General features: G+C 57.4%; 28 protein-coding genes and 2 tRNA genes. 16 read left to right on the top strand and 14 right to left on the bottom strand.

The window, feature by feature from the left end; all coding sequences use genetic code 11:
* Positions 1-30: 30 nt before the first annotated feature.
* From BMX75_RS11020 to sdhC, 5 genes are all read right to left on the bottom strand, one after another.
* Positions 31-2,862 carry a 2-oxoglutarate dehydrogenase E1 component gene (locus tag BMX75_RS11020; protein ID WP_092827903.1) on the bottom strand — a complete coding sequence of 944 codons (2,832 nt, stop codon included), beginning with the start codon at positions 2,860-2,862 and terminating at the stop codon, positions 31-33.
* A 325-nt stretch (positions 2,863-3,187) separates the two neighbouring features.
* Positions 3,188-3,898, bottom strand: coding sequence for a succinate dehydrogenase iron-sulfur subunit (locus BMX75_RS11015; RefSeq protein ID WP_092827901.1), 711 nt, complete (start codon positions 3,896-3,898; stop codon positions 3,188-3,190).
* A gap of 24 nt (positions 3,899-3,922) precedes the next feature.
* Positions 3,923-5,695 carry a succinate dehydrogenase flavoprotein subunit gene (gene sdhA, locus BMX75_RS11010; protein ID WP_092827899.1) on the bottom strand — a complete coding sequence of 591 codons (1,773 nt, stop codon included), beginning with the start codon at positions 5,693-5,695 and terminating at the stop codon, positions 3,923-3,925.
* Between the two features lie 3 nt (positions 5,696-5,698).
* Complete coding sequence (gene sdhD, locus BMX75_RS11005; RefSeq protein ID WP_092827897.1) at positions 5,699-6,046, bottom strand: succinate dehydrogenase, hydrophobic membrane anchor protein; 348 nt, start codon at positions 6,044-6,046, stop codon at positions 5,699-5,701.
* Positions 6,040-6,417, bottom strand: a complete 378-nt coding sequence (gene sdhC / locus BMX75_RS11000; protein ID WP_066317194.1) for a succinate dehydrogenase, cytochrome b556 subunit — start codon at positions 6,415-6,417, stop codon at positions 6,040-6,042. Before sdhC ends, sdhD begins: the two co-directional genes overlap by 7 nt.
* Before the next feature lie 488 nt (positions 6,418-6,905).
* Between sdhC and gltA the strand changes: the two genes are divergently transcribed.
* Positions 6,906-8,192: a citrate synthase gene (gene gltA, locus BMX75_RS10995; RefSeq protein ID WP_092827895.1), complete on the top strand. Its 1,287-nt coding sequence runs from the start codon at positions 6,906-6,908 to the stop codon at positions 8,190-8,192.
* Positions 8,193-8,295: 103 nt separating this feature from the next.
* Positions 8,296-9,177, top strand: a complete 882-nt coding sequence (locus tag BMX75_RS10990; RefSeq protein WP_092827893.1) for an NAD(P)-dependent oxidoreductase — start codon at positions 8,296-8,298, stop codon at positions 9,175-9,177.
* A 386-nt stretch (positions 9,178-9,563) separates the two neighbouring features.
* On the opposite strand, the gene BMX75_RS10985 is transcribed toward BMX75_RS10990, so the two are convergent.
* The 3 genes from BMX75_RS10985 to gltX form a co-directional block, all read right to left on the bottom strand.
* Positions 9,564-9,639: transfer RNA gene (locus BMX75_RS10985), tRNA-Glu, on the bottom strand.
* Between the two features lie 36 nt (positions 9,640-9,675).
* Positions 9,676-9,751: transfer RNA gene (locus BMX75_RS10980), tRNA-Ala, on the bottom strand.
* 94 nt (positions 9,752-9,845) lie between these two features.
* The gene (gene gltX / locus BMX75_RS10975) at positions 9,846-11,324 is read right to left on the bottom strand and encodes a glutamate--tRNA ligase (protein WP_092827891.1); all 1,479 of its coding nucleotides are present in this window, start codon (positions 11,322-11,324) and stop codon (positions 9,846-9,848) included.
* A 277-nt stretch (positions 11,325-11,601) separates the two neighbouring features.
* Here gltX and BMX75_RS10970 point away from each other — a divergent pair, with 277 nt between their 5' ends.
* Positions 11,602-12,126: a helix-turn-helix domain-containing protein gene (locus tag BMX75_RS10970; RefSeq protein ID WP_092827889.1), complete on the top strand. Its 525-nt coding sequence runs from the start codon at positions 11,602-11,604 to the stop codon at positions 12,124-12,126.
* Between the two features lie 8 nt (positions 12,127-12,134).
* Here the strand turns inward: BMX75_RS10970 and BMX75_RS10965 are convergent, their stop codons facing one another.
* The 3 genes from BMX75_RS10965 to BMX75_RS10955 all read right to left on the bottom strand — a co-directional run bounded on the left by BMX75_RS10965 (position 12,135) and on the right by BMX75_RS10955 (position 14,435).
* Positions 12,135-12,752, bottom strand: a complete 618-nt coding sequence (locus BMX75_RS10965; protein ID WP_092827887.1) for a hypothetical protein — start codon at positions 12,750-12,752, stop codon at positions 12,135-12,137.
* A 215-nt stretch (positions 12,753-12,967) separates the two neighbouring features.
* The gene (locus BMX75_RS10960; protein WP_092827885.1) at positions 12,968-13,291 is read right to left on the bottom strand and encodes a hypothetical protein; all 324 of its coding nucleotides are present in this window, start codon (positions 13,289-13,291) and stop codon (positions 12,968-12,970) included.
* Positions 13,292-13,727: 436 nt separating this feature from the next.
* The gene (locus tag BMX75_RS10955) at positions 13,728-14,435 is read right to left on the bottom strand and encodes a hypothetical protein (RefSeq protein WP_217639877.1); all 708 of its coding nucleotides are present in this window, start codon (positions 14,433-14,435) and stop codon (positions 13,728-13,730) included.
* A gap of 913 nt (positions 14,436-15,348) precedes the next feature.
* Here BMX75_RS10955 and BMX75_RS10950 point away from each other — a divergent pair.
* A complete protein-coding gene (locus tag BMX75_RS10950) occupies positions 15,349-16,107 on the top strand; it encodes a BRO-N domain-containing protein (protein ID WP_092827883.1) in 759 nt (252 codons plus the stop codon).
* Between the two features lie 25 nt (positions 16,108-16,132).
* A complete protein-coding gene (locus tag BMX75_RS10945) occupies positions 16,133-16,735 on the top strand; it encodes an antA/AntB antirepressor family protein (protein WP_092827880.1) in 603 nt (200 codons plus the stop codon).
* 44 nt (positions 16,736-16,779) lie between these two features.
* On the opposite strand, the gene BMX75_RS10940 is transcribed toward BMX75_RS10945, so the two are convergent.
* Both BMX75_RS10940 and BMX75_RS10935 read right to left on the bottom strand, forming a co-directional pair.
* On the bottom strand, positions 16,780-17,856 hold the full coding sequence (locus tag BMX75_RS10940; protein ID WP_092827878.1) for a phage portal protein: 1,077 nt from the start codon (positions 17,854-17,856) through the stop codon (positions 16,780-16,782).
* Positions 17,853-19,721, bottom strand: a complete 1,869-nt coding sequence (locus BMX75_RS10935) for a terminase large subunit domain-containing protein (protein ID WP_479715030.1) — start codon at positions 19,719-19,721, stop codon at positions 17,853-17,855. The genes BMX75_RS10940 and BMX75_RS10935 overlap by 4 nt, the downstream gene beginning before the upstream one ends.
* A 61-nt stretch (positions 19,722-19,782) precedes the next feature.
* Here BMX75_RS10935 and BMX75_RS10930 point away from each other — a divergent pair, with 61 nt between their 5' ends.
* The 11 genes from BMX75_RS10930 to BMX75_RS10885 all read left to right on the top strand — a co-directional run bounded on the left by BMX75_RS10930 (position 19,783) and on the right by BMX75_RS10885 (position 25,386).
* The gene (locus BMX75_RS10930) at positions 19,783-20,589 is read left to right on the top strand and encodes a GPO family capsid scaffolding protein (protein ID WP_092827874.1); all 807 of its coding nucleotides are present in this window, start codon (positions 19,783-19,785) and stop codon (positions 20,587-20,589) included.
* 15 nt (positions 20,590-20,604) lie between these two features.
* A complete protein-coding gene (locus BMX75_RS10925; RefSeq protein ID WP_092827872.1) occupies positions 20,605-21,654 on the top strand; it encodes a phage major capsid protein, P2 family in 1,050 nt (349 codons plus the stop codon).
* Between the two features lie 22 nt (positions 21,655-21,676).
* Positions 21,677-22,357: a phage terminase small subunit gene (gene gpM, locus BMX75_RS10920; protein WP_092827870.1), complete on the top strand. Its 681-nt coding sequence runs from the start codon at positions 21,677-21,679 to the stop codon at positions 22,355-22,357.
* 116 nt (positions 22,358-22,473) lie between these two features.
* Positions 22,474-22,947, top strand: coding sequence for a head completion/stabilization protein (locus tag BMX75_RS10915; RefSeq protein ID WP_092827868.1), 474 nt, complete (start codon positions 22,474-22,476; stop codon positions 22,945-22,947).
* Positions 22,944-23,168 carry a tail protein X gene (locus BMX75_RS10910; protein ID WP_092827866.1) on the top strand — a complete coding sequence of 75 codons (225 nt, stop codon included), beginning with the start codon at positions 22,944-22,946 and terminating at the stop codon, positions 23,166-23,168. The genes BMX75_RS10915 and BMX75_RS10910 overlap by 4 nt, the downstream gene beginning before the upstream one ends.
* Positions 23,169-23,214: 46 nt before the next feature.
* Positions 23,215-23,418, top strand: a complete 204-nt coding sequence (locus BMX75_RS10905) for a hypothetical protein (protein WP_092827864.1) — start codon at positions 23,215-23,217, stop codon at positions 23,416-23,418.
* Positions 23,408-23,905 (top strand): lysozyme, encoded by a 498-nt coding sequence (locus tag BMX75_RS10900; RefSeq protein ID WP_245748504.1) that lies wholly within the window; start codon positions 23,408-23,410, stop codon positions 23,903-23,905. Before BMX75_RS10905 ends, BMX75_RS10900 begins: the two co-directional genes overlap by 11 nt.
* A complete protein-coding gene (gene lysB / locus BMX75_RS10895; protein ID WP_092827860.1) occupies positions 23,902-24,336 on the top strand; it encodes an Rz-like lysis system protein LysB in 435 nt (144 codons plus the stop codon). The genes BMX75_RS10900 and lysB overlap by 4 nt, the downstream gene beginning before the upstream one ends.
* Complete coding sequence (gene lysC, locus BMX75_RS18405; RefSeq protein ID WP_217639876.1) at positions 24,224-24,469, top strand: Rz1-like lysis system protein LysC; 246 nt, start codon at positions 24,224-24,226, stop codon at positions 24,467-24,469. Before lysB ends, lysC begins: the two co-directional genes overlap by 113 nt.
* Positions 24,432-24,938: a phage tail protein gene (locus BMX75_RS10890; RefSeq protein ID WP_092827858.1), complete on the top strand. Its 507-nt coding sequence runs from the start codon at positions 24,432-24,434 to the stop codon at positions 24,936-24,938. The genes lysC and BMX75_RS10890 overlap by 38 nt, the downstream gene beginning before the upstream one ends.
* On the top strand, positions 24,928-25,386 hold the full coding sequence (locus BMX75_RS10885; RefSeq protein WP_092827856.1) for a phage virion morphogenesis protein: 459 nt from the start codon (positions 24,928-24,930) through the stop codon (positions 25,384-25,386). The genes BMX75_RS10890 and BMX75_RS10885 overlap by 11 nt, the downstream gene beginning before the upstream one ends.
* A gap of 68 nt (positions 25,387-25,454) precedes the next feature.
* Here the strand turns inward: BMX75_RS10885 and BMX75_RS10880 are convergent, their stop codons facing one another.
* A complete protein-coding gene (locus BMX75_RS10880; protein WP_092827854.1) occupies positions 25,455-25,817 on the bottom strand; it encodes a helix-turn-helix domain-containing protein in 363 nt (120 codons plus the stop codon).
* Between the last annotated feature and the right edge of the window lie 27 nt (positions 25,818-25,844).

The following is a 25,844-nucleotide window of genomic DNA, read 5'->3' as shown; positions in this document are numbered from 1 at the left end:
CCTTATGTGTTCTCTAAATCCGGTGGGCGCTTAAAGATTAAACGCGTCTTCCACCAGCTGGCGCTGCTGTTCAGTATGGACGGACATATAGCCCGCTGCCGGAGCAGCAGAGGCCGGGCGTCCTGCGAATTTCAACTCACGTCCCAGGCCATCTTTCAGCATGTCGGCCACGGAACGCATATGGTGCTGACTTGAGTACCAGGCACCCTGGTTCAACGGCTCTTCCTGGCACCAGACAATGTCTTCCAACTGGGTATATGCCTGAAGGGCTTCAAGAAGCTCTTCCTTAGGGAAGGGGTAGAGCTGCTCAAGGCGCAGGATCGCCGTATCGTGGCGCTCGTTCTCAGCACGCCAATTCACAAGATCATAGTAAACCTTGCCCGCACACAGGATCACGCGCTTCACTTTCTCAGCGGTCAGCTCGGCCTGGTCTGCCAGCACCATATGGAACTTGCCATGGGCCAGGTCTTCAAGGCTGGAAACCGCCTGCTTGTGACGCAGAAGCGACTTGGGTGACATCACCACCAGCGGCTTGCGCAACGGGCGAATCACCTGACGACGCAGCAAGTGATAAATCTGCGCGGGGGTGGTCGGCACACACACCTGCATGTTGTGCTCGGCACACATCTGCAGGAAACGCTCCAGACGGGCGGAGGAGTGCTCGGGGCCCTGACCTTCATAACCATGGGGCAGGAGCATGGTTAAACCGCATAAGCGGCCCCATTTGGTCTCACCCGAGGAAATGAACTGATCCACCACGACTTGCGCGCCGTTGAAGAAGTCACCGAACTGGGCTTCCCAGATGACCAGGTCATTGGGAGCTGTGGTCGAGTAACCGTATTCAAAGGCCAACACGGCTTCTTCCGAGAGAATGGAGTCGTGGATGGTAAAGCGCGGCTGACCGTCCGAAAGATTCTGCAACGGCACGAAGGTGGTGCCATCTTTCTGATTGTGCACGACCGCATGGCGGTGAGAGAAAGTGCCGCGGCCGACATCCTGACCGGTAATACGCACCGGGTGCCCCTGATCGATCAAGGTGGCATAAGCCAGCGTTTCGGCAAACCCCCAGTTGATCCCCATGCCACCGGCCTGCATCTTGCGGCGATCTTCGTAAATCTTGGCAACCTGACGTTGCACATCGACCCCGTCCGGGATCTCGCACATTTTCGCCGCCAGCTGCTGCAGCCGCTTCATGTCGAAGGTGGTATCGGCATTGCCGGTCCACTCATGGCCGAGGTAAGGCGTCCAGTCGACGAACAAGGACTTGTTGGGCTCCTGAACCAGCGCATTGGCCACGTGGTTACCGGCCACCAGGTCATCGCGGTAGGTTTCAATCATCGCCTTGGCGTCTTCTTCAGACAAAACGCCCTGCTCGACCAGACGCTTGGCATATAAGGTACGCGAAGAAGGATGGTCCTTGATCTTCGAGTACATCATCGGCTGGGTACCGGACGGCTCGTCGGCTTCGTTATGGCCGCGGCGACGATAGCAGACGAGATCGATGACCACGTCTTTCTTGAACTCCTGCCGATAGTCCAGCGCCACCTGAGTCGCGTGAAGAACCGCGTCCGCATCATCGCCGTTAACGTGGAAAATCGGCGCCTGTACCATCTTGGCAATATCAGTACAGTATTCAGTGGAGCGCGAATCCTGCGGGTGGGACGTGGTAAAGCCCACCTGGTTGTTGATGACGATGTGAACCGTGCCGCCGGTCTTGTAGGCGCGGGTCTGGGACATCTGGAATGTCTCCATGACCACGCCCTGACCGGCAAAGGCCGCGTCGCCGTGGACATTGATGGGCAGGACCTTGCTGCCCTCTTCGTCGTTACGACGGTCCTGACGGGCACGTACCGAGCCCTCGACAACGGGCGCGACGATTTCCAGATGCGACGGGTTGAACGACATGGCCAGGTGGACTTCGCCGCCTGGCGACATGACGTTCGAGCTAAAGCCCTGGTGATACTTGACGTCGCCCGAACCGCGCTCGATGACTTTTTTGCCGTCGAACTCGTCGATCAGATCCGCCGGGTTCTTACCCAGGATGTTGACCAGCAGGTTGAGTCGCCCGCGGTGGGCCATCCCAATGACGACCTCTTTTGTGCCGTAACCGCCTGCCCGCTGGATAAGTTCGTCCATCATCGGTACAAAGGCTTCGCCGCCTTCCAGACCGAAGCGCTTGGTACCCGGGTACTTGGACGCCAGGTAGTTTTCCAGGCCTTCGGCCGCCGTCAGGCGTTCCAGCACGTGCTTGCGCACGTCATCGCTGAACTTGGGTGCACTGCGTACCGATTCGAAACGCCGCTGTAGCCAGCGCTTTTCCTCGGTATCGACAATGTGCATGATCTCGCAACCAATCGAGCGACAGTAGGTACGATCTAGGGCATCGACGATATCGCGCAACGGCGCCTTGTCGATACCTAGAAAGAAAGAACCAGTCTGAAACTCGGTGTCCAGGTCAGCTTTTGAAAGCTGGTGGAAAGAAAGGTCGAGATCGGGAACGGGGGTGGGATTACGCAGGCCCAGCGGGTCGATATTGGCCTTTTGATGACCACGAAAGCGGTAAGCGTTGATCAGCTGCAGGACTTTCACCTGCTTCTTGTTTTCGCCACTTTCAGCGGCAGCTACCCGGGCAGGGCGATTTTCACGGCCCAACTGATAGAACTGATCACGAATAGGACTTAGCGGAACATCGTGAGAGGCACTGCCCTCCGGGCGAGGCAACTGGTCAAAATAGTTGCGCCACTCGTCAGGGACAGATTCAGAATCGGCGAGGTACTGCTCGTAAAGCGCTTCCACGTAGTGAGCGTTGCCACCACTAACGTGAGAGGAACGCCACATCAACTCCATTATGCCTTGTTGCATTTCTTGGTCACCCTGCACTGATGGGGTGGTATCGGCATCGTCGCGTCACCGCGGCGACATCGGTATTGCCCTGCCGGCGGGGCGGGACATTTGCCGGCGGCACCGACCAGAGGCCGGAAACCCTTTTCAATTCAATTTCTTGTCAGTTCATGCTCAAAAGCCGGTACTCACGGCACCGGCTTTTAAACTTGACTGGCCATCTGGTGCGGCGCGTCGCCGCACCAGATGACAGGCACTATGATAACAAGCGAAGCGCCACGATTTAAGTACCATTTGTACGCAACTTAAGTGGTATCCGCTTTTTATGCATAAAAGCCCCTTGTTTTTACGTGGCATCTGCCAGGAGCATCTCACGAATCTTGCCAATCGCCCGCGTCGGGTTGAGCCCTTTCGGGCACACCGCCACGCAATTCATGATGCCGCGGCAGCGGAACACGGAAAACGGATCTTCCAGATCGGTCAAGCGCTCGCTGGTCGCCGTATCCCGCGAATCCGCGAGGAAGCGATACGACTGCAGCAGGCCTGCCGGGCCGACGAACTTGTCCGGGTTCCACCAGAAAGACGGGCACGAGGTTGAACAGCAAGCGCACAGGATGCACTCATACAGGCCGTCCAGCTTGTCGCGCTCTTCCGGCGACTGCAGGCGCTCGATCGCCGGTACGGGGGTATCGTTCTGCAGATACGGCTGGATACGCTCGTACTGCTTATAGAACAGCCCCATATCGACGACCATATCGCGAATGACCGGCAGGCCGGGCAGCGGACGCAAGGTCAGCTTGTTGCCTTTCACGACTTCCGACAACGGTGTAATACAGGCCAGGCCATTCTTGCCGTTCATGTTCATGCCGTCCGAGCCGCAGACGCCTTCGCGGCAGCTACGGCGAAAGGCCAGACCGCTGTCTTGCTCCTTCATCATATGAAGAACATCCAGCACCATTACATCCCGGCCCTTGGTATCGACCTGAAACTCCTGCATGTAGGGTGCGGAGTCGGTTTCCGGGTTATAGCGGTATATGGATACCTGAAGATTGGACATGGTGACTCCCTCTCGTTGCAGAGATTAGTAGGTACGAACCTTGGGCTCGAACGTGTCAACGGTTTTCGGCTTGAAGTTGACGTCGCGCTTCTTCAGTTCTTTGGACATCGGGAAATAGAGCGAGTGCTTCAGCCAGTTGACATCATCACGGTCAGGGTAGTCGTAGCGCGAGTGCGCACCACGGCTTTCTTTACGCTCAAGGGCCGCGATCGCCGTCGCTTCGGCCACTTCCATCAGGTTATCGAGTTCCAGGGCTTCCACGCGTGCAGTGTTGAACGCATTGGATTTGTCCGGCAGGTGGGCGTTCGCAATACGGCTGCGAAGTTCTTCCAGCTTCTTGACGCCTTCCTGCATGTTTTTCTCTTCGCGGAAAACACCGAAGGACGTCTGCATGATGTCTTGAAGCTCTGCCTTCAGCGCCGGGATGCTTTCGCCACCCTCGGACTCGTTCCAGCGGGTGATGCGCTTCATGGCAAACTCGACGTCCGACTCGGACGCGTCAAGATACTCGATACCTTCGTTCAGCGCGCCTTCGATAAACATGCCCGCGGCACGACCGAAGACCACCAGGTCGAGCAGTGAGTTACCACCCAGACGGTTGGCCCCGTGAACCGATACGCACGCCGCTTCACCGCAGGCGTACAGGCCGTTCACGATATGGTCTTTGCCGCTTTCGTCCTGAGTGATCGCCTGGCCATGAATGTTGGTCGGAATACCGCCCATCATGTAGTGGCAGGTCGGCACGACCGGAATCGGGTCTTTCGCAGGATCGACGTGGGCAAACGTCTTGGACAGTTCGACGATGCCCGGCAGGCGTTTGCCAAGGACTTCTTCACCCAGGTGATCAAGCTTCAGGAAGACGTGATCGCCGTTCTCGCCGCAGCCACGACCTTCCAGAATTTCCATGACCATGGAACGCGCCACAACGTCGCGGCCCGCCAAATCTTTGGCATTTGGCGCGTAACGCTCCATGAAGCGCTCGCCGTCCTTGTTGATCAGGTAACCGCCTTCACCACGGCAACCTTCGGTGACCAGCGTACCCGCGCCGTAAATACCGGTGGGGTGGAACTGCCACATTTCCATGTCCTGCATCGGGAAGCCGGCGCGCAGCGCCATCCCGATACCGTCGCCGGTGTTGATCAGGGCGTTGGTGGTGGAGGCGTAGATACGCCCTGCACCGCCGGTCGCCAGCACCGTGGCTTTCGATTTGACGTGCACTACTTCGCCGGTCTCGATACACATGGCGATACAGCCCACCACATCGCCCTCGGCATTCTTGACCAGATCCACTGCATACCATTCGTTCAAGAACGTCGTGTTGTTCTTGAGGTTGTTCTGGTACAGCGTGTGCAACAGCGCGTGGCCGGTACGGTCGGCCGCGGCACAGGTACGAGCCGCCTGGCCACCTTCACCGAAGTTTTTCGACTGCCCGCCGAAGGGACGTTGATAGATGCGGCCATTATCGAAGCGCGAGAACGGCAGGCCCATGTGTTCAAGCTCGAAGACCGCTTTCGGGCCCTCAGAACACATGTACTCCGAGGCATCCTGATCAGCGATATAGTCACCGCCCTTGACGGTGTCATACATGTGCCAGCGCCAATCGTCATCCGGGTCGGAAGACGCGATGGCACAGGTAATCCCGCCCTGGGCAGAAACAGTGTGGGAACGCGTTGGGAACACTTTCGACAATACGGCTGTCTTCTTCCCGGATTTCGCAAGCTCTAGAGCAGCGCGCAGGCCAGAGCCACCGCCACCGATGATAATGGCGTCAAAGGTCAGGCTACGTAGGTTAGACATGTATCAAGCTCCCCACAGAATTTGAATGCCCCACACCAGGTACACAAAGATGGCCAGAATGATGAGAGACTGGGCACCTACGCGGACGAAGGTGGATTTGAGATAGTCGGTCGTCACGGTCCACAGGCCTATCCAGGCGTGCGCTGCTACCGAGATAAAGGCCAGCAGGGAAAAAATCCGCATCCAGGTCTGATCGAACAGCGCGGTCCAGGCGTAGTAATCCAGGTTGGGATTAAGCAGCAGGTAAGCCACCATGAACACGGTGTAAATGGCCAGCACTACCGCTGAAAAACGCTGCATCAGCCAGTCGGACAGGCCGCTACGGCCGAAACTTGTGATGTTGGTTACCATACCCAGACTCCTGCCAGAATAATCAGAATCGCGCTTACCACTACAGTGATCTGCGCTTTTTTCACACCTCCCTCGAGCGTGACACCAATGTTGGCATCCATCAGCAGGTGTTTAATGCCTGCGACGAAATGGAACGCCAGCGCTGACAGCAGGCCCCAAGCCACAAACTTGGCGAAAAAGTTATTGGCCAGGGCACTGCTCACAGCATCAAAGCCTGCCGGTGAAGACAGTGATTCACCAAGTGCCCAGAAAGCGAAAATGAGGCCAACAAAAAGGATGACACCGGTGATGCGGTGCGCAATCGACGTCAATGCCGGCAGGGGAAAGTGTATCGTCGTCAGGTCTAAATTTACGGGTCGTTTGCTATTCACGGCTTATACACACTCTTATTGGCCCGCTCTGCGACAGGTCGGGCATAGCCCGAGCGGGCAGTGATTACTGGAAGGGGCTCGGCCGTTGCCAAGTCTGGCACGACCACCAGCCTACCGGTCGTGCGCCAGAGATTATAAGAAGCTTAGCCCCCGCTGACAAACCGAACTAAGGCTTTACTCGACCATTGTGCAAGAAAAAACTCCGCATTGTGAGTCGATTTTGCATCGCAGCATCGCTATAGTGTCGGTAAGCAAGCTCGTTCGTAAGCAGGTTAACGTATTATCCCTGTGATAGCATTTTCCGCTTATTAGCGACACATCAACCATGAACAAATGTTAACCAGCACGACCTACACTGTACAAGCATACCTAGCGATAGGGCTAATTGACAAAATGACGCACGCTTCTATAGTGGGCAGGCCTTTTCGCCGGCGCGGTATGCGCAGCACCGACTTTACGTCCCAACCCGAACTCGAAAGGAGGCCAGCATGGCTGACAGGAAAGCAACATTGACGGTAGACGGTCTAGACAAAACGATCGAACTACCAATGTACTCCGGCTCACTTGGCCCAGACGTTATCGACGTCCGGGGCTTGGTCGCCGAGGGCCTGTTCACCTACGACCCCGGCTTCATGGCCACCTCTTCCTGCCAGTCAGCCATTACCTATATCGATGGCGGCAAGGGCGTCCTGCTGCACCGCGGCTACCCCATTGACCAACTGGCGAAAGAGTCCAATTTCGTTGAGATGTGCTACACCCTGCTGTTCGGTGACCTACCTGACGACAAGCAGTATGCCGATTTCGAGTCGCGCATTCGTAACCACACCATGGTCCACGATCAGATCAACAACTTCTTCAAAGGGTTTCGCCGCGACGCGCACCCGATGTCGATCCTGTGCGGCGTTGTCGGCGGTCTAGCGGCCTTCTACCACGACCACATGGACATCACCAAAGAAGAAGATCGCGAGATAAGCGCTATTCGCTTGATCGCCAAGATGCCGACGATCGCCGCGATGTCGTACAAGTACAACATCGGCCAGCCTTTCAACTATCCACGCAATGAGCTGAGCTATGCAGAGAACTTCCTCTACATGATGTTCAGCAATCCGTGCGAAGAGTACAAAATCAACCCGGTGTACGCCAAAGCCATGGACCGCATCTTCATGCTGCATGCGGATCACGAGCAAAACGCGTCCACCTCGACTGTTCGCCTGGCGGGCTCAACCGGCGCCAACCCCTTCGCTTGCATCAGTGCCGGTATTGCGGCCCTATGGGGACCGGCGCACGGCGGCGCCAACGAAGCTGTACTGGCGATGCTCGACGAAATCGGCGACGAGTCTGAAGAAAATATCCAGCGCTTTGTTGATAAAGCCAAGGATAAAGACGACCCGTTCAAGCTGATGGGCTTCGGTCACCGTGTTTATCGCAACTTCGACCCGCGCGCCAAGGTGATGAAAGAGACCTGCGACGAAGTGCTGGCCGAGCTCGGCCTGGCCGACGACCCGCAGTTGAAAATCGCCAAGCGTCTGGAGCAGATTGCCCTTGAAGATGAGTACTTCATTGAGCGCAAACTGTATCCGAACGTCGATTTCTATTCAGGCATTATCCTGAAAGCCATGGGCATTCCGAGAAACATGTTCACGGTGATCTTTGCGGTATCCCGCACCATCGGCTGGATTTCGCATTGGCACGAGATGCTCAGCGAAAGCTACAAGATCGGTCGTCCCCGCCAGCTTTACATTGGCCACGACCAGCGCGACTACCCCAAAAAATAAACCGCGCTACTCATGATGAAACGCACATGCAAAGGCCGCCCCAGGGTGGCCTTTTGCATTTCCGCCATCCCTCATTCACAACACACCAACAATCAGGTGATTTATGGCTACGATCCAGACAGTTGCATTTATCGGTCTAGGCGTTATGGGCTATCCCATGGCAGGGCATCTTGCCCAACAAGGTCTCACCACACGCGTGTACAACCGCACCAGCAGCAAAGCTGACGCCTGGGTAAGCGAATACGGCGGCAGTGCCCACGCCACGCCCCGCGAAGCCGCTGAAGGCGCTGACCTTGTCCTGGTGTGCGTTGGCAACGATGACGATGTAAGGCAAGTGACAACCGGGGAAAATGGCGTGCTCCATGGCATGACGAGCGGCAGCTTTCTGGTGGATCACACCACTGCATCGGCGGATCTCGCCCTGGAGCTTGATGCCGCCTGTCGTCAGCAGGGCATCGCCTTTCTCGACGCCCCCGTTTCAGGCGGCCAGCAAGGCGCAGAAAATGGTGCGCTGACCATCATGTGTGGCGGCCAACAAGCACACTTCGATACCGTAGAACCCGTTCTTGATCACTACGCCCGCGCCGTAACGCTAATAGGCAATGCCAGCAGCGGGCAACTGACCAAGATGGTCAACCAGATCTGTATTGCGGGGCTGGTCCAGGGCCTGGCAGAGGGGTTGCATTTTGCCGAGCAGGCCGGGCTTGACCAGCAACAGGTCATCGACGTGGTATCCAAAGGCGCCGCAGGTTCATGGCAAATGGAAAATCGCCACAAAACGATGATTGCCGATGAGTATCAACATGGCTTTGCGGTGGACTGGATGCGCAAGGACCTTGCTATTTGTCTAGCCCAGGCACGCCACTTTGACGCCACCTTGCCGGTGACCGCCCTGGTGGACCAATTTTATGCCGATGTACAGCGACTCGGCGGCGGCCGCTGGGACACCTCATCACTGCTAAAACGTCTGCGCAAAGCACAATAGAAGCTTGACTTTTCACCCCGCTAGTAACCCCAACAGGGTTTTCCACACTATCTGTGGATAACCCTGTTCACAACCACTAGAAAACGTCCCACAATCGCCATGATCAGCGGGCAGGCCTTAAATTGGTCATTTTTTGACCTTACGCAAGTTACTGTTTTTAAACAGATAATAATAAAACAATGATTTAGCGCACAGGCATGACAGGGTTGTGCACAACCTGTCTGAGAAAAACGCAAAAGTGGACAAGTCAAGTACAAAATCCTCTGAATCAGCGGATTTTCAGCACATAATGAGGGTTGTAAAACAGCGAGGCATAGTCATGGGTAAGCACATGTAGTGGCCTACATAACACTGCCGAAAAGAAAGGAATAATGCAGAATGCATGGTGGCGTCCCATAGGGGGTTCGAACCCCTGTTACCGCCGTGAAAGGGCGGTGTCCTGGACCACTAGACGAATGGGACGTTTCAAGCACGCTTCGCGTATGACGAGGCCAAGATTGGTGGAGCCTAGCGGGATCGAACCGCTGACCTCAACACTGCCAGTGTTGCGCTCTCCCAGCTGAGCTAAGGCCCCACGTGTCGCGAAGACGGGCGTATATTACTGATTACGCTCGCCTTCGTCAACCAGGAAAATGCCAAAATATTATGGCTATAATGGGGTGCGGTTTTTATAGATCGCGAAACTCTTTCTCAAGACGCTTGGCCTGCTTCTTGGAAACACCGCCTAACACCTCGATCGCATGGCGAAGGCGTGCTCGCGTGACGTCCGAGCCCAGAATCGCCATCGCATCCATCACCGAGGTGCTGGTGGCACTACCGGTAATGGCGATGAACACAGGTGCCAGGAAAGCCTTCATTTTCAAATCAAAGTGCCCGGCCAATGCCTTCACTTCCTCAAGAAGTGCCTCTTTGTGCCACGCTGGCACCACTTCAAAACGCCAGACCAGGAATTGCAGCAGCTTCACCAACTCGTCTTTTTCCAACTTGACGCTGTCGAAGTCCTGCTCTTTCAGCTCGGGCAACCCGGAAAAGAAGTGACCCGCCAACGGCGTTGCCTGGGCAAGGGTTTCGATACGGGGGCGAATCTGCGGCAGAATCTGCTTTACATAGTCCTCATTAAAGGCCCACTCACGCAGTGCCATCAGCAGCGCGTCGTCATCAAGGTCTTCGCGAATGTAGACCCCGTTCAACCAGGTCAGCTTTTCCAGGTCGAACACCGGCCCGCCCAACGAGACGCGCTGAACATCAAAGGCCGCCATCATTTCCACAAGGCTGAATTTTTCGCGCTCGTCGGGCATCGACCAGCCCATTCGGCCCAGATAGTTAGTCACCGCCTGAGGGAGGAACCCCATGCGGCGATAGTAATTAATCGACGTCGGATTCTTGCGCTTGGAAAGCTTCGACTTATCTGGATTGCGCAACAGCGGCATGTGGCAAAGCTGCGGCATCTCCCAACCGAAATACTCGTAAAGCAACTGGTGTTTGGGGGCGGAATTGATCCACTCCTCCCCCCGCAACACATGGGTAATGCCCATCAAATGGTCATCTACCACATTGGCCAGGTGATAGGTGGGCATGCCATCCGATTTCAGTAGAATCTGGGCGTCTACCTGCGCCCAGTCCACTTCGATAGTGCCACGCAGCATGTCATCCACCACGCATACACCGTCGCCGGGAACCTTCATGCGCACCACGTAGGGCCAGCCTTCCTGGGCACGCCGTGCAGCCTCGTCTTCATCCAGCGCCAGGTCGGCGGGTTTCAGCGCCAGATGCATACCGGCGGCTTTGCGCGCCTCGCGCAGCTCGTCCAGCTCCTCGCTGGTGCGGTAGCACTTGAACGCGTGCCCGGCGTCCAGCAGTTGCTGGGCATATTGCGCGTAAATATCGCCACGTTCGCTTTGCCGATACGGACCGTGCGGCCCACCCACATCCGGGCCTTCATCCCACTCAAGGCCCAACCAGCGCAGCGAATCAAGAATCATCTGTTCCGATTCTGGCGTGGAGCGCACCCGATCGGTGTCTTCGATACGCAGGATAAACTGGCCGCCGTGCTGACGTGCGAAACATAGATTAAACAGCGCAATATACGCCGTACCGACATGGGGATCTCCCGTCGGCGATGGCGCAATTCGGGTACGTACGGTCATAGGAGCGTCCTTTTGGCAAAAAGCGTGGCGATATTATACGCACCCTGTGCTTAACCAACACCATCGCGTAGGGAACGACTGCCGCCAGAAAGCGTCAGATACGGGGTTAAATAAACGTTGTCTGGAAAAAAATGCGCGTTATTGCACAATCGCTTAGTATGTCGTAGCGCTGATCAGCGGAATCCAGGTCTCATTTTCAGCAGAGACCCTATTTTAACGCCATCGTGTTGATGGACATTTTTAAACGAGCGACGCCGCTCATCGACAGGAAAACGAAATGGAATCGCTAGGCTCACGTATCAAGCAACTGCGACTTCGGGCCAAGCTCAACAAAGCTGCCCTAGCACGTAAAGTTGGCGTATCGGATGTCACTATTTCTTATTGGGAGTCCGGAGCCATCAAGCAAATCGGTCATGAGCGCCTGGTGGCATTGGCCGAATCCCTGGACTGCTCGCTCGCCACATTGCTTGAGGGTGACAGCGCCCCACTCTTGTTGACGCTCAGCCACGAAGGGCCACTACCCTGGGAACAGGTGCAGTCAACGGCGATGACCGTGCCTGATCATTTACCGCTCAAGGCCAACTGGAAAGCTCCCTGCATCATGGTGACACCGGCCCCAGATAGCGACTTTGCACCGGCCAAGCCGGGCGACCTACTCCTGCTGGGCCCCACCCACGTCTTCCACAAGAGCGGCCTGTACCTGGTGGAACAGCACGATAAACGTCATCTTAAACAGCTAAGCAAAGCGACCAGCGACGTTACTATTCAAGCCGTACTGTTGGCGCACTGGCGCTCCGCCTGAAGGGCATTTCATGGTGTCTGGAGTAACTCTGCGTTCCCCCGCGACTGTCTGGGCTGACTGCCGACCATAAAGCGAGTGGTGTAAGTGGCAATCTGGCCCAGGCCATGGCGGGATTGAGTGACCAGCTCTCCCGTCAGGTATTCGCCTTTTTCGCCTATGCGCTGCTGCACGGCTCTGGGTTGAACGGTGGCTTCGGACAGCTCCACGGTGACACTATAGCCACCGTCCGGCAGGCCACTGCCGGGACCAAACGGCCCTGCGGAAAACTGCCCTTGCTCAATTTCGACCCGTTCACGCCAGCGCACGCGGCTCAGTTCGCGCTCGACAATCACCTGCACCTGAGCGCCATTGGGCAGATTGGTCTCGCCTTCGATCTGCATTTGGCGATCCGAGCCGATCGACGCCGATACAAGAACTCGAACATCCAACGGCTCTACTTCCTCGGCCGGTTCGTTCTGCGCCTGGGCTTCGCGACTCGCTTCTTCTTGAGCAATCGCTTCTGCCGTCTCGCGGGCCTGCTCGTCCGCGGCCTGCTCATCCTCGCCGCCACAGCCCACAAGCAGCGTCATGCTGACTAACATGATACCAACCAACATGAACCTGAAACCTGTTTTCATCTGATGCATAACTGCTCCTCGGCCACCATAGCCGCCAGCTTATCATTCCCCTGCCACATACACAGAGAAATAAGCCACTGATCGAAGAAAGGATTATCAGGTGCCATGGTGAGATCAGAAAACGCCACTATGGATGCTAATGCACCAGATGATAAGAATGGTTCTGGGTTAGTAGCCCCTGGTCCGGTTGAAAGCTTAGGTTGTCGGCCTGTTCTTGGCTTTGGTTACGTATGGTTATCGCCCGCAGGGCGATTTAATTGCTTCCGCTTAGCAGCACCCCATGAAACCCCCAAAGTGATGGACACCGGTAATAGCACCAATAAGCCAGCAATAACACCCGCAAAGCCCCATGTCTCGCCATCTGGGTCGGTCACCCCCAAAAAGCTACCAACTATCAAGGATCCCCCGGCAAAGGTCAGTGGCGAAAATGAAGCTGAAGCAAAGTGACGCCACCACATGGGACGCCCGTTAATCCTCATGGACTTAACAAGCAACACCCAGCAGATAACCATAACGGCTAAACCAGCCAATATAGCGACAAATTCCATTCCCTTCTCCCCGTCGTTATCAAGCGATCGCTTGCTTCACTCAACAAAAAGCCTAACCCATAGCCGGACCTAAACACCATTCTTCCCAAGTCGATTTATCTCCACGCCGATAAACGCTCTTCAGGGCTGGACAACGACAGAAGCGATGTTAGCCGCGCTGAGTGGCGATTTATGCTCTGGGCTGAATGGCCTTTTTTGCGTACAATCTTACACCCATTATCTCCGATTCTATGCGTCCACTACGGTGCATCGCTTCCACCTGTTTCAGGGCGTGTCTTTATACCGCATACCAAGTATGCAAGTGATTGATATGACGAACGTTAACCCAGCAGACGCGGCACGCCGGTTTTCGGTTGCGCCCATGATGGATTGGAACTAAAGCCCATGGTTATGGGCTTCAATAAGTTCATGTAGCAAAAATGTTGCAGATAAAAATTCACTTTCCCCTAATTCGACGCTCTAGCGCTACAACAACGCCTGGGAAAAGCCTTCCATTTTGATCGTTGTAATAATCTAAGCAGTCATAAGGAAAGTAGTATGCATAAGCCATGGGCTTACCTCGCACACGCTCAAAACCACCGGTTTTTTCCAGCCATGTTTCAACTTTTTCTCGAACCTTAGCACGATCAACTTCTCCTTCCTCATTGACTTCGTTCAGAGGTATGTAAGGAACAATGAAAGTTACGGCCATTCGCCAATCTGCTTCATTACTGTGTAAAGAGCCTGCATCTTTCCAAGCCGCCTCTAGCCCAGCTTTCACATTCACTTCACCGGGGCTTCGATCTCCAATAGATTGCCAGACTTGTTTTGCTTCTATAGCGTATGAAATATCAGAGTTCGTAACGTACATGTCGCAACGACCATAGCGAGAATCACCACCATCTTTGTTCTCCTCAATTAATCCCCGCTTATTCGTGGCGAATTCCTCTATTGCAACCCATTGATCTTCACTATGAGGTATTCGCCATGCGGCCCCGGCCAGAATGCTTATGGAAGCTCGCTCATTGTGCCACCAGCAGTTTTCGCTTAGCTCAAATTTCTTATGCAGCTCACAGTAATGCTTCACGGTCGAAATCCAAGAATTCAGCAATGGCTCGAGGCTTGCGTACTCACTAGGAACGATGCTATCGGCAATATCCTTCACTCTGTTTCCTCTTAAAAAATGATTGCAGAATGCTACACATCATTTGGTTTGAATTCACTTTTGCTCACAGATGCACACATGACGCGTGTGCGTGCGCATCATGCGTGAAGGGTACGTCAGAATGTTTGGGGGTCTCGGAAAAAGGTAATAAAGGTAACCAAACTCAAAAATGTGTCGTAAGCTTTTGAAATTAATGAAGTTAAAACAGTCGTTCAAAAGGTAATAAAAAGGTGATCAATAGGTAACCACATTACCTTTTTATAAGGTGAAATGATCAATTATTAAAACCATTTATTATCAACAACTTATGTAAATATTACCTTTTGCATCACCTTTTATTACCTTTTAGAGGTAATCTAAATATCTTTTAAAATCATTTATTTACGTAAGAAAAACAGCCAAATCACCTAGATTACCTTTTTCCGACGACCCCCATACTCCTGAGAGCACCTCAGCCTGCCTGAGTCACTACCATCCCGCTTTGTTAAGAAATTCGCAGGATTCCGCATGAGAACGAGCGCTCGCAATCAGGTCGTGAACCCTAGTTACGGCGCAGCTTTGCGACATGTGCATGGGTGCATAAAAACAGACAGGTTTAGCGCGCAGGCGGGGCGGGGAGTCGATCGCGCGCCAGGGGGCGCGGGTGGCGTGATTGACAGCCGGGGGCGGTGCCGCTAAGGTCCTTGGTACTAGAACTTATACGCGGTATCCGCACCCGATAGCTTTGCGGTTTTTTTGTGCCTGAAAGACGGCGCTTCCTGCCATACACAGGTTTATGGCCGGGTCGAGAGGCGTAATAAAATACCGCATTGCGGGAATATGCCCGGAGCTTCGTATAAGGCTCTAGTTGAGACCCGGCTTCCAGCTACTAACTGGAACAGCTGCACACTAAAACTTATACGGAGGCCATTACATGGCTGCTCACATCATTCCTTTCCAGTTCGATACCCAAGAAATTCGCACGCTGTTGATTGACGAACAGCCGTGGTTTTTTGCCATGGATGTATGCGCTGCGCTGGATCTGCGCGACACCAACAAAGCGCTGATCGGGTTGGATGACGACGAGAAATGCAAACACGAACAGTATTCGGGTTCGGGAAGAAAACCCATACTTATCAATGAGTCTGGCCTCTACTCACTGATACTACGCAGCCGTAAAACCGAAGCACGCCGGTTCAAGAAGTGGGTGACCGCCGAGGTGCTGCCCGCTATCCGCAAGTATGGCTACTACGATATTTCTTCGACCACTATCGGTACCGATGGCCTGCATATCCTGCATGAGTTGATTGGCAAAAAGCTCAAGCGGTTGCCGAGCGCTCAGCAGCGCCAAGCGCGTTCCCAGCTATGGGGATTGGTACACACTCGCTTCAACGTGCCCAGAGCCGAACTGATCCCTGCCGATGAGCTAAACAACGCCTGCAACTTTATTGCCGCCTGTGCTCCCCTTCCCGCCATCACCACCACCAGCCCGCTAGACAGCAGCGACTGCACCAACCTGTATGCCCTGTGCCACCATATGCAGGCGTTGCGGCAGCTTGACCGCCAGTATCATCTTTACGAGGCGCTTAGCCAGCTAGGCTCCCCGGCAGGCAAAGCGATGTACAGCCACATGGTAGACGGTGCGGCGATTGCAGGCCGCTACCTTGAGCGCCTACAGCAGCAAGTCCACTAATCGATTGTTAGCAAAGGAGAAACCCATGAACGATATGATGATTCCGGTGTTTCAATCGGAGGAAGCGCTGCTGTGCAACGCCCGTGACCTGCATGAGTTTTTGGAAGTGGGCAGGGCCTTTTCCTCTTGGATATTAGACCGCATTCGTCAATACGGATTCGAGGAAGGCGAGGACTACATAACTGTACAAAATTTGAGCTCACCGGATTTGGTGAGCTCAAAAGCACGCCCCCAGAAGATGATCGACTACCACCTGACGATTGGAATGGCCAAAGAACTGGCGATGATTGAAAACAATGCCATGGGCCGCAAGGTGCGGCGCTACTTTATCCAGCGTGAGCGCCAAGCCGTGGCGCTGTTAAAGCAGCAGGCGACCGAGGTGCAGCCGCTGGAACAGGTGCGTAAGCGCATCAAGGACACACCGAAGTTCCGCTACCTGCTCATTTTGCAGGAGCAGAGCCGCACCCTAGCGCGGGAACTTGCCAAGAACGAAGATCCACGGGAGCGGTTCAACCTGCATTGCGCCCTGCGGCAGGTGAATGATGCGATTGGTCTACCCACCGAACCATTAGAGGTGTGGAACGCCACCCACCTGCCCCCGTCACCGCCACAGATTGCTTCCACCTAACGCAAGCGCTGCCCAATTGGGCGGCGTTTTGGTTGGATGTATGGTTAACGAATAGGGCCAGCGGTTGGCTCGCTGGCAGAAGCCAACGAATACTCCTTAAACCGAATCACCTCCTCCCCCAGCAAATCATTAATCTCGCTGAACACCGCCTGCACCGGCTCTAATTCATTTGTAACGAACACCTTGGCGGCTTTCTCCACGTCGCCGAAGCCGCCGGTGTTGTTGGGGATAATGCCCATTAGCTGCGGGGGGATGCGGTGGCCGGCGAGCTGGTCGTCGCGGGTGATGTTCTTGATCGCGGCGAAATCGTCCTTGGCGGCCACCTCGCTGATCGGGATGATCTGGATGCCGTCTTTCTTGCCGTTGGGGCTGTACAGGAACAGGTTGCGGAAATTGCCCACGCCCTTCGATTCCTTCAGTGCCGAGCGCATGGCGTCGATGTCTTCCTGGTTATGCGCCGCATCGGAGACGTACATCACGAACCCGGCGTGGGAGCCGTTGAGGTAATACTTGCGCCGGAACAGCGTGGCGTTTTCGTTCAGGTAGATCGACTGCAGCGCGCCCAGGTAATCCGGCACGCCATAAACCTCCTGGTTAATATCCGGTTCCAGCAGGTGAATGATGCTGCCCTCGTTGAACTCGCTGCGCTCCTCCCAATTGGGTACCCAGAAATAGCGGCTGAGATCCGCACCACGGCGCACGTACTTGGCCCGCGCTGGCTTCAATGCCAACAACCTGCCCAGGCGCCCGAAGATCCGCTCCAGGTAGCAGTTGCCAAACACAAAGTAATCGGTGGCCAGCGCGCTGAACGCCTGGCGGCTGAGCAGTGGATGAGGAATAAACGAACGCACCAGTATATTGCGCTTCACCTGAATGGCCGAGCCATGGTGGGCCGTAGCACGGTAGGTCTGAGCCAGCGCAGGAAAGTCCACCGGTGGCTCGTACCACTCGTTGCCCAGCATCCAGCATCCGGTATAGAAAAAGTCATAGCCATCAATCACCGGCGTGGGCTCGCCAAAGCTGAACGCCTCCGCCTTGGCGGGCGCTGCTGGCTCCCCCGCTTCATTCACATCATAAGCGGGTACACGAATCCGGGGCTTTTCCGCCAGCGAATCGCTCATTCAAACATCTCCATTAGGGAACGGCCCGTGCCGTGGTCGACCGGGCCATCGAGTGGCTCATTGTGTAGGGCATGCATCGTCGCCCACGCGAGATCCGCGTGGCCGGTTTGGTTATTGCGACCGGCGGTGTAGGTCATCTGGCGTCCGGAGGCAGTCAGCTCCCGGCGGATCGCCATGAACGACTGGGCGAGATCCGTCCAGCCCGCATCAAATTCCAGCCGCCCCTTGTTGATGATCTGCTGCGCCTGCATCACCAGGCGCGCTTTCATCTCGGGGGTGTAGCGGTACCGGGTCACGGTGGGGAAGAACTTCGCCACCAGTTGGGCCACCGCCTCGCCAAGGCCGGAGGTATCGATACCGATAAAGGTCGCGTTGTAGCGGCGGGTCACGCTGCGGATAAATTCCGCCTGGGCCTCATAGTCGCGGCCCTTCAGGCGGTGGCGTTCCAGGATGCGGTGCTTGCCATCCATGGACTTGGGCGGCGCAACCACGACCAGGCCTGCCCCATCGCCGTCTTCGCCATCCCCCGCCGGGTCGTAGCCGATCCACACCGGGTGATCGCCGTAAGGGCGCGGGGCGAACGGCTTCAAATCCCGCCAGGCATCCCAGCTATCCACCATGCAGCGTTGCATCATCGCCAGCGGGAAGGCACTTTGCGTGTCGTCTACGAACTCGCACATCAGCAAGTTCTTAAAGGCATCGGGGCTATATTTGCGGCGGAGCTTGTCTATATCGAGCAGGATGTCACCGCCGCGAGCCACTGCATCTTCGACCGTTACGATCTGCCGCCAGTGGTCATCCTCACAGCGTCGACCTCCCGACAAGGCGCTGTGAGACACATCTATTTTGATGTGGTCAGCTTTGGGTCGCCCCTCGTTGAAGTGGCTGCCTGTCCAGAACGGATAGGCTTCGTGGGTGACCGAGGATGGCGTAGAGAAATAGGTCTCTCGCCACTGCTTCTGCATCGCCATCCCCGACGTCACTTGCTGGAACTGTTCGAAGCCGTGAATCCAGAAATACTCATCCAGGTAGGTATCGCCGTGGTAGCCCTGCGCCGTCTTGGCATTGGTGCCCAAAAAGTGCAGCTCGGCGCCGTTAGCGAGAATGATGGGGTCGCCCTTCAGCTCCACGCCGGTGGTTTCAAACACGAAGCGCACGATGTAATTTCTGAAGATATGCGCCTGGGCTTTACTCGCTGACATAAATATCTTGTTTCGCCCCGTCTCAAGGGCGTCAGCAATCGCCTCCCGGGCGAAGTACCAGGTCGCGCCAATCTGGCGACTCTTGAGAATATTGCGGATTGCTTCGGTTTCTTTTGCCCGGTACCAATCACGCTGGTAGTCGAGCAGCGAGGCCTCGAAGGCCTCGACGATCTGAATCACGCCCTCGTCACCCACATCGTTACGCTTGGGCTTGCGTTTCTCGCCAGCATTGCGACGCTCAATATTGGGATTAAGGTCGGCTTCCTTCCCGCTGCCCTGGTACTTGTGCACCCGCGCTAACCGCTCGATCTGGCGGCCCAGCAGGTCGATTTCCTTGAAGTCCTTGCCTTCCTTTTGATCCTTCCAGATCAACTGCACCAGGCGCGCCTCCAACGCGCCCTCTACCCGCTGGGTCGGCGTCGCGTCGTCCCAGGCATCTCGCTTTTTCCAGCTATCAATGGTCGCACGGGGGATGTCCAGAAATTCGGCAATCCGCGCAATGCGCCACCCCATCCAATAAAGATGGCGGGCGGATAGGCGGTAGTGATCGTCGTCGATATGCGCTTGAGGTGTCATGCCCGCCAGCGTACCCGCGCAGACGAAGCGGAGATTGCCCGCCTCGGTGTAAGTAGCGCGACTGACACCCGCCGCCCGTTGAGCCAAATCGCGTACACGCGGAACCTGACCCCAGCCGAAACGCCCCTAACTCAACCGAGGCCCGCCCATGCCCTGGCATCGCATTGCAAAAGAAGGCGCCACCACCGATGGCCGCACCATCAGCGCCGAATGGCTCACCCAAATGGCCACCAACTTCGATCCCGCCAAATACGGCTGCCGGGTCAACCTGGAACACATGAAAGGCATGCTGCCGGACGGCCCCTTCAAGGCCTACGGCGATGTCACCGCGCTGAAAACCGAAGCCGACGAGGACGGCAAGCTCGGCCTTTACGCCGAGATCGACCCGACCGATGAGCTCAAGGCCATGGTCGAGAAGCGTCAGAAAATCTACACCTCGATGGAGGTGGATCTCGACTTTGCGGGCACCGGCGAAGCTTACCTGGTGGGTCTGGCCGTCACCGACTCCCCCGCCGCGCTGGGCACTTCGATGCTCAAATTCAGCGCGCAGGAAGGCAAGAACTCCCCGCTGGCGGCCCGCAAGCAACGCCCGGACAACGTCTTTTCCGAAGCGTTGGAAACCGAGCTGGCGTTCACCCCCCAGGACACCGGTCCAAGCCTCGCCGAGCGCGTCAAGGCGCTGTTCAAAAAGCACGACGCCAAAACCGATGCCAGCTTCAGCGCCTTTCGCAGCGAGCTGGAAGACACCCTCGGCCTGTTCGTGGAAAAGCACTCAACCTTGGCTGCCGAGCTGGAAAAGCGCCCCACCCAGGCCGCCTTCAACGAGCTCAAAAGCGCCCACGACACGCTGAAGCAAGACTTCGACGCCCTGTACACCCAGCTCGACAACACCCCCAGCCACACGCCGCGCAAGCCCGCCACCGGCAACGACGGCACCATCGAAACCGACTGCTAAGAGACGCCCAAGCCCATGCGCAACGATACCCGCAAGCACTTCAACAACTTCGCCAGTCAAGTGGCGAAGCTCAACGGCGTCCCGGACGCCACCCAGAAATTCGCCGTCGACCCCACCATCCAGCAGCGGTTGGAAAAGCGCATTCAGGAATCCAGCGACTTCCTCTCGCGCATCAATATGGTCGGCGTGGATGAGCTGAAAGGCGAAAAGCTGGCCCTGGGGGTCACCGGCCCCATCGCCGCCCGCACCAACGTCAACAATCAGGACCGTACCACCCGCGACCTCACCACGCTGGATGCCCAGGGCTACGAGTGCCGAATGACCGAATTCGACACCCACCTGGGCTACGCCAAGCTGGACGCATGGGCGAAGTTCCCCAACTTCCAGGCCATGGTGCGCGATGTCATCGTTCGCCAGCAGGCGCTGGACCGTATGATGATCGGCTTCAACGGCACCTCCGCCGCCAAGCAAACCGACCCCACAGCCAACCCGATGTTGGAAGACGTCAACATCGGTTGGCTTGAGCATTACCGCACCCAATCACCGGCGCGGGTGATGAAGGACGGCAAAACCAGCGGCAAGATCCTGATTGATCCAACGCCCAACGAAACCGAACCCGGTATTGTCGGCGACTTTGCCTCGCTGGATGCGGTGGTCTATGACGTGGTCAACAACCTGATCTCCCCCTGGTTCCGCAACCTACCAGGGCTGGTGGTCATCCTCGGCCGCAACCTCATGGCGGATAAGTACTTCCCGCTGCTGAACCAACTGCCGCCTTCCGAGCAAATGGCCGCCGACATGGTGATCAGCCAGAAGCGTATCGGCGCGCTGCAAGGAGTGGATGTGCCCTTCTTCCCCGACAACGCGCTGATGGTCACCACCCTGGATAACCTCTCGATCTACTGGCAGAACGGTGCCCGCCGCCGCTACGTCACCGAGAACCCCAAGCGCAACCGCGTCGAAAACTACGAATCAAGCAACGATTCATACGTGGTGGAAGACTTCGGCGCGGGCTGCATGGTCGAGAACATCGAGCTTTCAGAAAAAGCCCTCAACGGCTCTTGAATTTAGAGATAGGGGAGACGCAATGACCAGTCCAGCCCGACGCCACTTTGAACGTGTCAGCGCCGCCCAGGCGGCGGCTGATGCAGGCGATGCGCCCATGCAGGGTGAAGCCTATGAGCTCATGCAGGCCGCCCTGCTTGAAGACTACCGGCGCCTGAAAGCCACCCAATCAATGGAGAAAAAGGCCGAGATCAAACGCGAGATCCTGCCCAACTACGCCGACTACGTTACCGGCGTGCTGGAAGCAGGCCAGGGCGCGCAAGACGACGTGCTGATGCGCGTCATGCTCTGGCGTATCGATGCCGGTGACCTCGCCGGAGCCATCGCCATTGCCAAGTACGCCATCAAGCACGGCCTCACCCCGCCGGACCAGTTCGAGCGCGGCACCGCCGCCATCATCGCCGAGGAAGTCGCCGACCAAGCCCTTAAACAGTTGGATGAAGAGGGCGCCGATACCACCGCCCTACTCGTCTACCTGGTCGATGTGGAGGTGCTCACCCGCGATGCGGATATGCACGACCAGATCCGCGCCAAGCTGCACAAAGCGCTTGGCTACGCCTGCCGAGCCACGGGCCAGCTGGAAGAAGCCCAGGTCAACCTGGAACGTGCCCTGTCACTCAATGACCGCATTGGCGTTAAGAAAGACCTGGAACGCCTGGAGCGAGAGCTCAAACAGAACGCCGCCGCGCAGCCCAAGGGCTAGCGGCCAACCGAGTCGACCGCCGACGTCAGGGGGCGCGACGTGAGAGAAACGATTAACCGTATCTCGAAACGCCGCCCACCCCCTTTTTCACCGGCAGCACCTTAAAGAGAGGACTGATGAGCAGCTTTATCTCGGCAGGCACCGCCAACAGCGACACCAGTGACCAGGCGATTGAGAACAACGGCTTCTGGCCAGCCATTCAGCCCAGCGACTTCCGCGAACGCCACCGGCTGGATGGCACCATTACCAGCGCCCGAATTGAAGGCGCGCTGCTCACCGCCGTCGCCATGGTCAACCGGCTGTTACGTCACTGGCAGGCAGAACAGGTCGAGGCGGGTTACCCCACCGTCGACGATATTCCCGTGCCGGTATGGCAAACCCCGGGCGCCTACCTCGGCCTGTACCAGCGCGCCGTTTTCTCCACCGCACACGCCAGTCTGATGGAGCGCTACGCCGACTATGACGCCACCAACAGCGGCCGCGAGCGTGGCGAACAGCTGGCCGACCCGGCCGACGCCTACCGCCGCGATGCCGCCTGGGCGATCAGCGAGATCGAAGGCCGCCCGCACAGCACCGTTGAGCTGATATGAACCGCAATGAGCCCAACACCCTCAGAGCGCGGCAAAACGAAACCCTGGACGCACTTTGCTACCGCGCCTATGGCGTCACCCAAAACATCACCGAGCAGGTGCTGGCCGCCAACCCCGGGCTTGCCGAGCTAGGGCCACAACTGCCCCAGGGCACCGCGGTCAAGCTGCCCGCCATTCCCGCATCGCCCAGCCGCGCCCCGCGGGTGCAGCTCTGGGACTGATGCCGCACCCATCCGCCGCCTACCACTCGCCAGCCTAGAGGCCCGTATGAGCCAACCGTTTGAAGTCACCACCGAAACCGCCAAAGCCGCCCCACCGGCCGTGGTGTCGCTCATGCACGTGGGCGGCATGACACCGGCCGACTGGGTCACCGTGCTTACCCTGCTATACCTAGCGCTGCAAATCGGCCTGCTGATCCCCCGCTATGTATCCCGACTGCGCGAATACTGGGAGAACCGCCGTGGGTCTTAAAACCAAAGTCGGCGTCAGCCTCGCCGCTGGTGCCGTCAGTATCGCCACCGCAGTGGTCTCCTATTACGAAGGCTATGAACCCACCGCCTACCAGGACCCGGTGGGCATCCCCACCGTTTGCTATGGCCACACCGCCACGGCGCGAATGGGCCAAACGCTATCCCGCCACGAGTGTGAGCAGTTACTGCGAGGCGATCTAGGCCATGCCTTCAAGGCGGTAGACAGCCGCGCCAAGGTCGATTTGCCACCGCCCACCCGGGCCGCGCTGGCCTCGTTTGTGTACAACGTCGGCGAAGGCGCGTTTGCCCGCTCCACCCTGCTGCGCAAACTCAACGCCGGGGATCTACGCGGTGCCTGTCGTGAGCTTTCGCGCTGGGTCTACGCCAAGGGCCGCAAGCTCAACGGCCTGGTCAAGCGCCGCGCCACCGAGCGCGAGCTGTGTTTGGCCGGGCTGAAACAACGCGATGCACAGGAGCCAGCGCCATGAACCGACTCATCGCCGCCGTGGTGATCCTGGCCCTGGTCGTCACCGTGACCTGGGCGCTCTGGCAGCGCCTGAACGCCGCCGAGGCCCGCGCCGAGCTCGCCGAGCAGCAGCTGGCGGAATCCCACCAGCGCGAAGCCCAACACCAGGTGGTGATCGATGCACTCTGGGCCAACACCCAACGGCTCAACAGCCAGCGGCGCGACCTGGCCAGGCAACAAGCCGCGCTTGAGCGCACCGCCTCGCACCGCTTAACCACCATCGAGGAACTGCAACGTGACAACGCCACGCTACGCGCTTGGGCCAACACTCGCCTGCCTGATGCTGTTAGCCGGTTGCGCCGCCGCCCCGCCGTCACCGGCGCCGAGGCTTACCATCAATCAGTGCGCGACCCCCAGCCCCTGCAGCCTACCGGCCAGCCAGCCGACGACTAACGGCGAACTGAATCTACAGCTGGAACGCACCGAAGCCGCCTGGGCGCAATGTGCCGCCGAGGTCGACGCCATCATCAATTGCCACGAGGCCGCCGATGAAAAAACTCCATCTGTTACGCGCCCACCTGATTAACGCCGTGCCAGGCCTCGCGCGAGATCCGGACAAGCTGCTCACCTTTGTGGAAGAAGGCAGCATCGAATTTCGTCGTGGCCCCAACCTCACCCACGAATACCAGTTCACCGCCCAACTGGTACTCACCGACTTCGCCGACGACCTCGACACCCTCATGGTACCGCTGCTGCAGTGGCTGGCCGAGTACCAGCCCGACGCCGACCCCAATGAGGCCGTGCGCTTTGAAGCCGAGATCCTCAGCCACAATGCGGTGGATGTCGCCCTGCGCGTTCAACTTACCGAGCGGGTGCTGGCCAAGGTGAACTGCGACACCGGGCATATCCAGGTCGACCACGCCCTGCCGCGCTTTGAGACAACCGGCTGCCCGCCACCACGCTGGCAAATGTACACCCGCGATACCCAGGCAAACGCGGACTACACCCTAGCCGCCGAATGGGGTGCACAGGGCGAGACCGACGATGGCGAATGACCTGCAAGCCCTGGAAGACTGGGTCGGCCCGTTACTCGCCCAGCTAGACGTGAAACAGCGCCGGACACTGGCTCGAAACGTCGCGCGGGATCTTCGCCGCCGCCAGCGCGAACGCATCCGTGCCCAAACCAATCCGGATGGCACGCCCTTCACCCCGCGCAAGGCGCAATCCTTCCGGTCACAACAGGGCAGCATTCGCCGACGCGCCATGTTCAGCAAACTCTCCACCGCCAAATGGCTCAAGGCCACCGCGCGAGGCGACACCGCCGTGGTCGGCTTCTTCGGCAGCGTGGCCCGCCTGGCCAAAACCCACCAGTACGGCCTGCGCGACCGCGTCAGCCGTGATGGCCCGGAAGTGGAATACGCCCAGCGCGAGCTGCTCGGCTTCACCGCGCTGGATCAAGAGCACATTATGGACTGGGTGCTTACCCATCTGGATATACGTTAACCGAGCAAAAAAACGCCCCACCGATTAAAGGCAGGGCGCTGCGATGTCATCCAGGGAAAGCGTGACCGCTAGGTGAGGTCGCTTAGCTCCACGTCCAGCGCGCCCGCAATGCGGGTCAGCACACTCAGCGAGCCGGTCTTTTTACCTGCTTCTATTTCGGAAAGGTAGCCTTGGCTAATACCTGCTTTGGTCGCCAGTTCACCGGCGCGTAAGCCGCGATATTCACGGTATACCTTCACGGGGGCCACGCCTTCCAGCAGCGCATCTACCACCGCCACCGGAAACGACTCCTCACCGCGCGCCACTACCGCATTGGCCGCGTCGATATCGTCCTGGTCTTCCAACCGCGCAAGCAGCGCGTTGTACTCCTGCTCGGGCAGTACCACCAGCCGCTCGCCGGTGGGGGTTTGAATCATTTGAGGTGCGCTCATGCTGCCTCCTGTTAATGGTCTGGAGCG

The sequence above is a fragment of the Vreelandella subterranea genome (genome assembly GCF_900111305.1).
GTDB lineage: Bacteria > Pseudomonadota > Gammaproteobacteria > Pseudomonadales > Halomonadaceae > Vreelandella > Vreelandella subterranea.
This window is presented reverse-complemented; position numbering and strand designations above follow the sequence as displayed.

Excerpts from the sequence above, each read along its gene's own strand:
- BMX75_RS11020 (WP_092827903.1), bottom strand. The coding sequence starts at position 2,862 with ATGCAACAAGGCATAATGGAGTTGATGTGGCGTTCCTCTCACGTTAGT.
- BMX75_RS11015 (WP_092827901.1), bottom strand. The coding sequence starts at position 3,898 with ATGTCCAATCTTCAGGTATCCATATACCGCTATAACCCGGAAACCGAC.
- sdhA (WP_092827899.1), bottom strand. The coding sequence starts at position 5,695 with ATGTCTAACCTACGTAGCCTGACCTTTGACGCCATTATCATCGGTGGC.
- sdhD (WP_092827897.1), bottom strand. The coding sequence starts at position 6,046 with ATGGTAACCAACATCACAAGTTTCGGCCGTAGCGGCCTGTCCGACTGG.
- gltA (WP_092827895.1), top strand. The coding sequence starts at position 6,906 with ATGGCTGACAGGAAAGCAACATTGACGGTAGACGGTCTAGACAAAACG.
- BMX75_RS10990 (WP_092827893.1), top strand. The coding sequence starts at position 8,296 with ATGGCTACGATCCAGACAGTTGCATTTATCGGTCTAGGCGTTATGGGC.
- gltX (WP_092827891.1), bottom strand. The coding sequence starts at position 11,324 with ATGACCGTACGTACCCGAATTGCGCCATCGCCGACGGGAGATCCCCAT.
- BMX75_RS10970 (WP_092827889.1), top strand. The coding sequence starts at position 11,602 with ATGGAATCGCTAGGCTCACGTATCAAGCAACTGCGACTTCGGGCCAAG.
- BMX75_RS10965 (WP_092827887.1), bottom strand. The coding sequence starts at position 12,752 with ATGCATCAGATGAAAACAGGTTTCAGGTTCATGTTGGTTGGTATCATG.
- BMX75_RS10960 (WP_092827885.1), bottom strand. The coding sequence starts at position 13,291 with ATGGAATTTGTCGCTATATTGGCTGGTTTAGCCGTTATGGTTATCTGC.
- BMX75_RS10950 (WP_092827883.1), top strand. The coding sequence starts at position 15,349 with ATGGCTGCTCACATCATTCCTTTCCAGTTCGATACCCAAGAAATTCGC.
- BMX75_RS10945 (WP_092827880.1), top strand. The coding sequence starts at position 16,133 with ATGAACGATATGATGATTCCGGTGTTTCAATCGGAGGAAGCGCTGCTG.
- BMX75_RS10940 (WP_092827878.1), bottom strand. The coding sequence starts at position 17,856 with ATGAGCGATTCGCTGGCGGAAAAGCCCCGGATTCGTGTACCCGCTTAT.
- BMX75_RS10930 (WP_092827874.1), top strand. The coding sequence starts at position 19,783 with ATGCCCTGGCATCGCATTGCAAAAGAAGGCGCCACCACCGATGGCCGC.
- BMX75_RS10925 (WP_092827872.1), top strand. The coding sequence starts at position 20,605 with ATGCGCAACGATACCCGCAAGCACTTCAACAACTTCGCCAGTCAAGTG.
- gpM (WP_092827870.1), top strand. The coding sequence starts at position 21,677 with ATGACCAGTCCAGCCCGACGCCACTTTGAACGTGTCAGCGCCGCCCAG.
- BMX75_RS10915 (WP_092827868.1), top strand. The coding sequence starts at position 22,474 with ATGAGCAGCTTTATCTCGGCAGGCACCGCCAACAGCGACACCAGTGAC.
- BMX75_RS10910 (WP_092827866.1), top strand. The coding sequence starts at position 22,944 with ATGAACCGCAATGAGCCCAACACCCTCAGAGCGCGGCAAAACGAAACC.
- BMX75_RS10905 (WP_092827864.1), top strand. The coding sequence starts at position 23,215 with ATGAGCCAACCGTTTGAAGTCACCACCGAAACCGCCAAAGCCGCCCCA.
- lysB (WP_092827860.1), top strand. The coding sequence starts at position 23,902 with ATGAACCGACTCATCGCCGCCGTGGTGATCCTGGCCCTGGTCGTCACC.
- lysC (WP_217639876.1), top strand. The coding sequence starts at position 24,224 with ATGCTGTTAGCCGGTTGCGCCGCCGCCCCGCCGTCACCGGCGCCGAGG.
- BMX75_RS10890 (WP_092827858.1), top strand. The coding sequence starts at position 24,432 with ATGAAAAAACTCCATCTGTTACGCGCCCACCTGATTAACGCCGTGCCA.
- BMX75_RS10885 (WP_092827856.1), top strand. The coding sequence starts at position 24,928 with ATGGCGAATGACCTGCAAGCCCTGGAAGACTGGGTCGGCCCGTTACTC.
- BMX75_RS10880 (WP_092827854.1), bottom strand. The coding sequence starts at position 25,817 with ATGAGCGCACCTCAAATGATTCAAACCCCCACCGGCGAGCGGCTGGTG.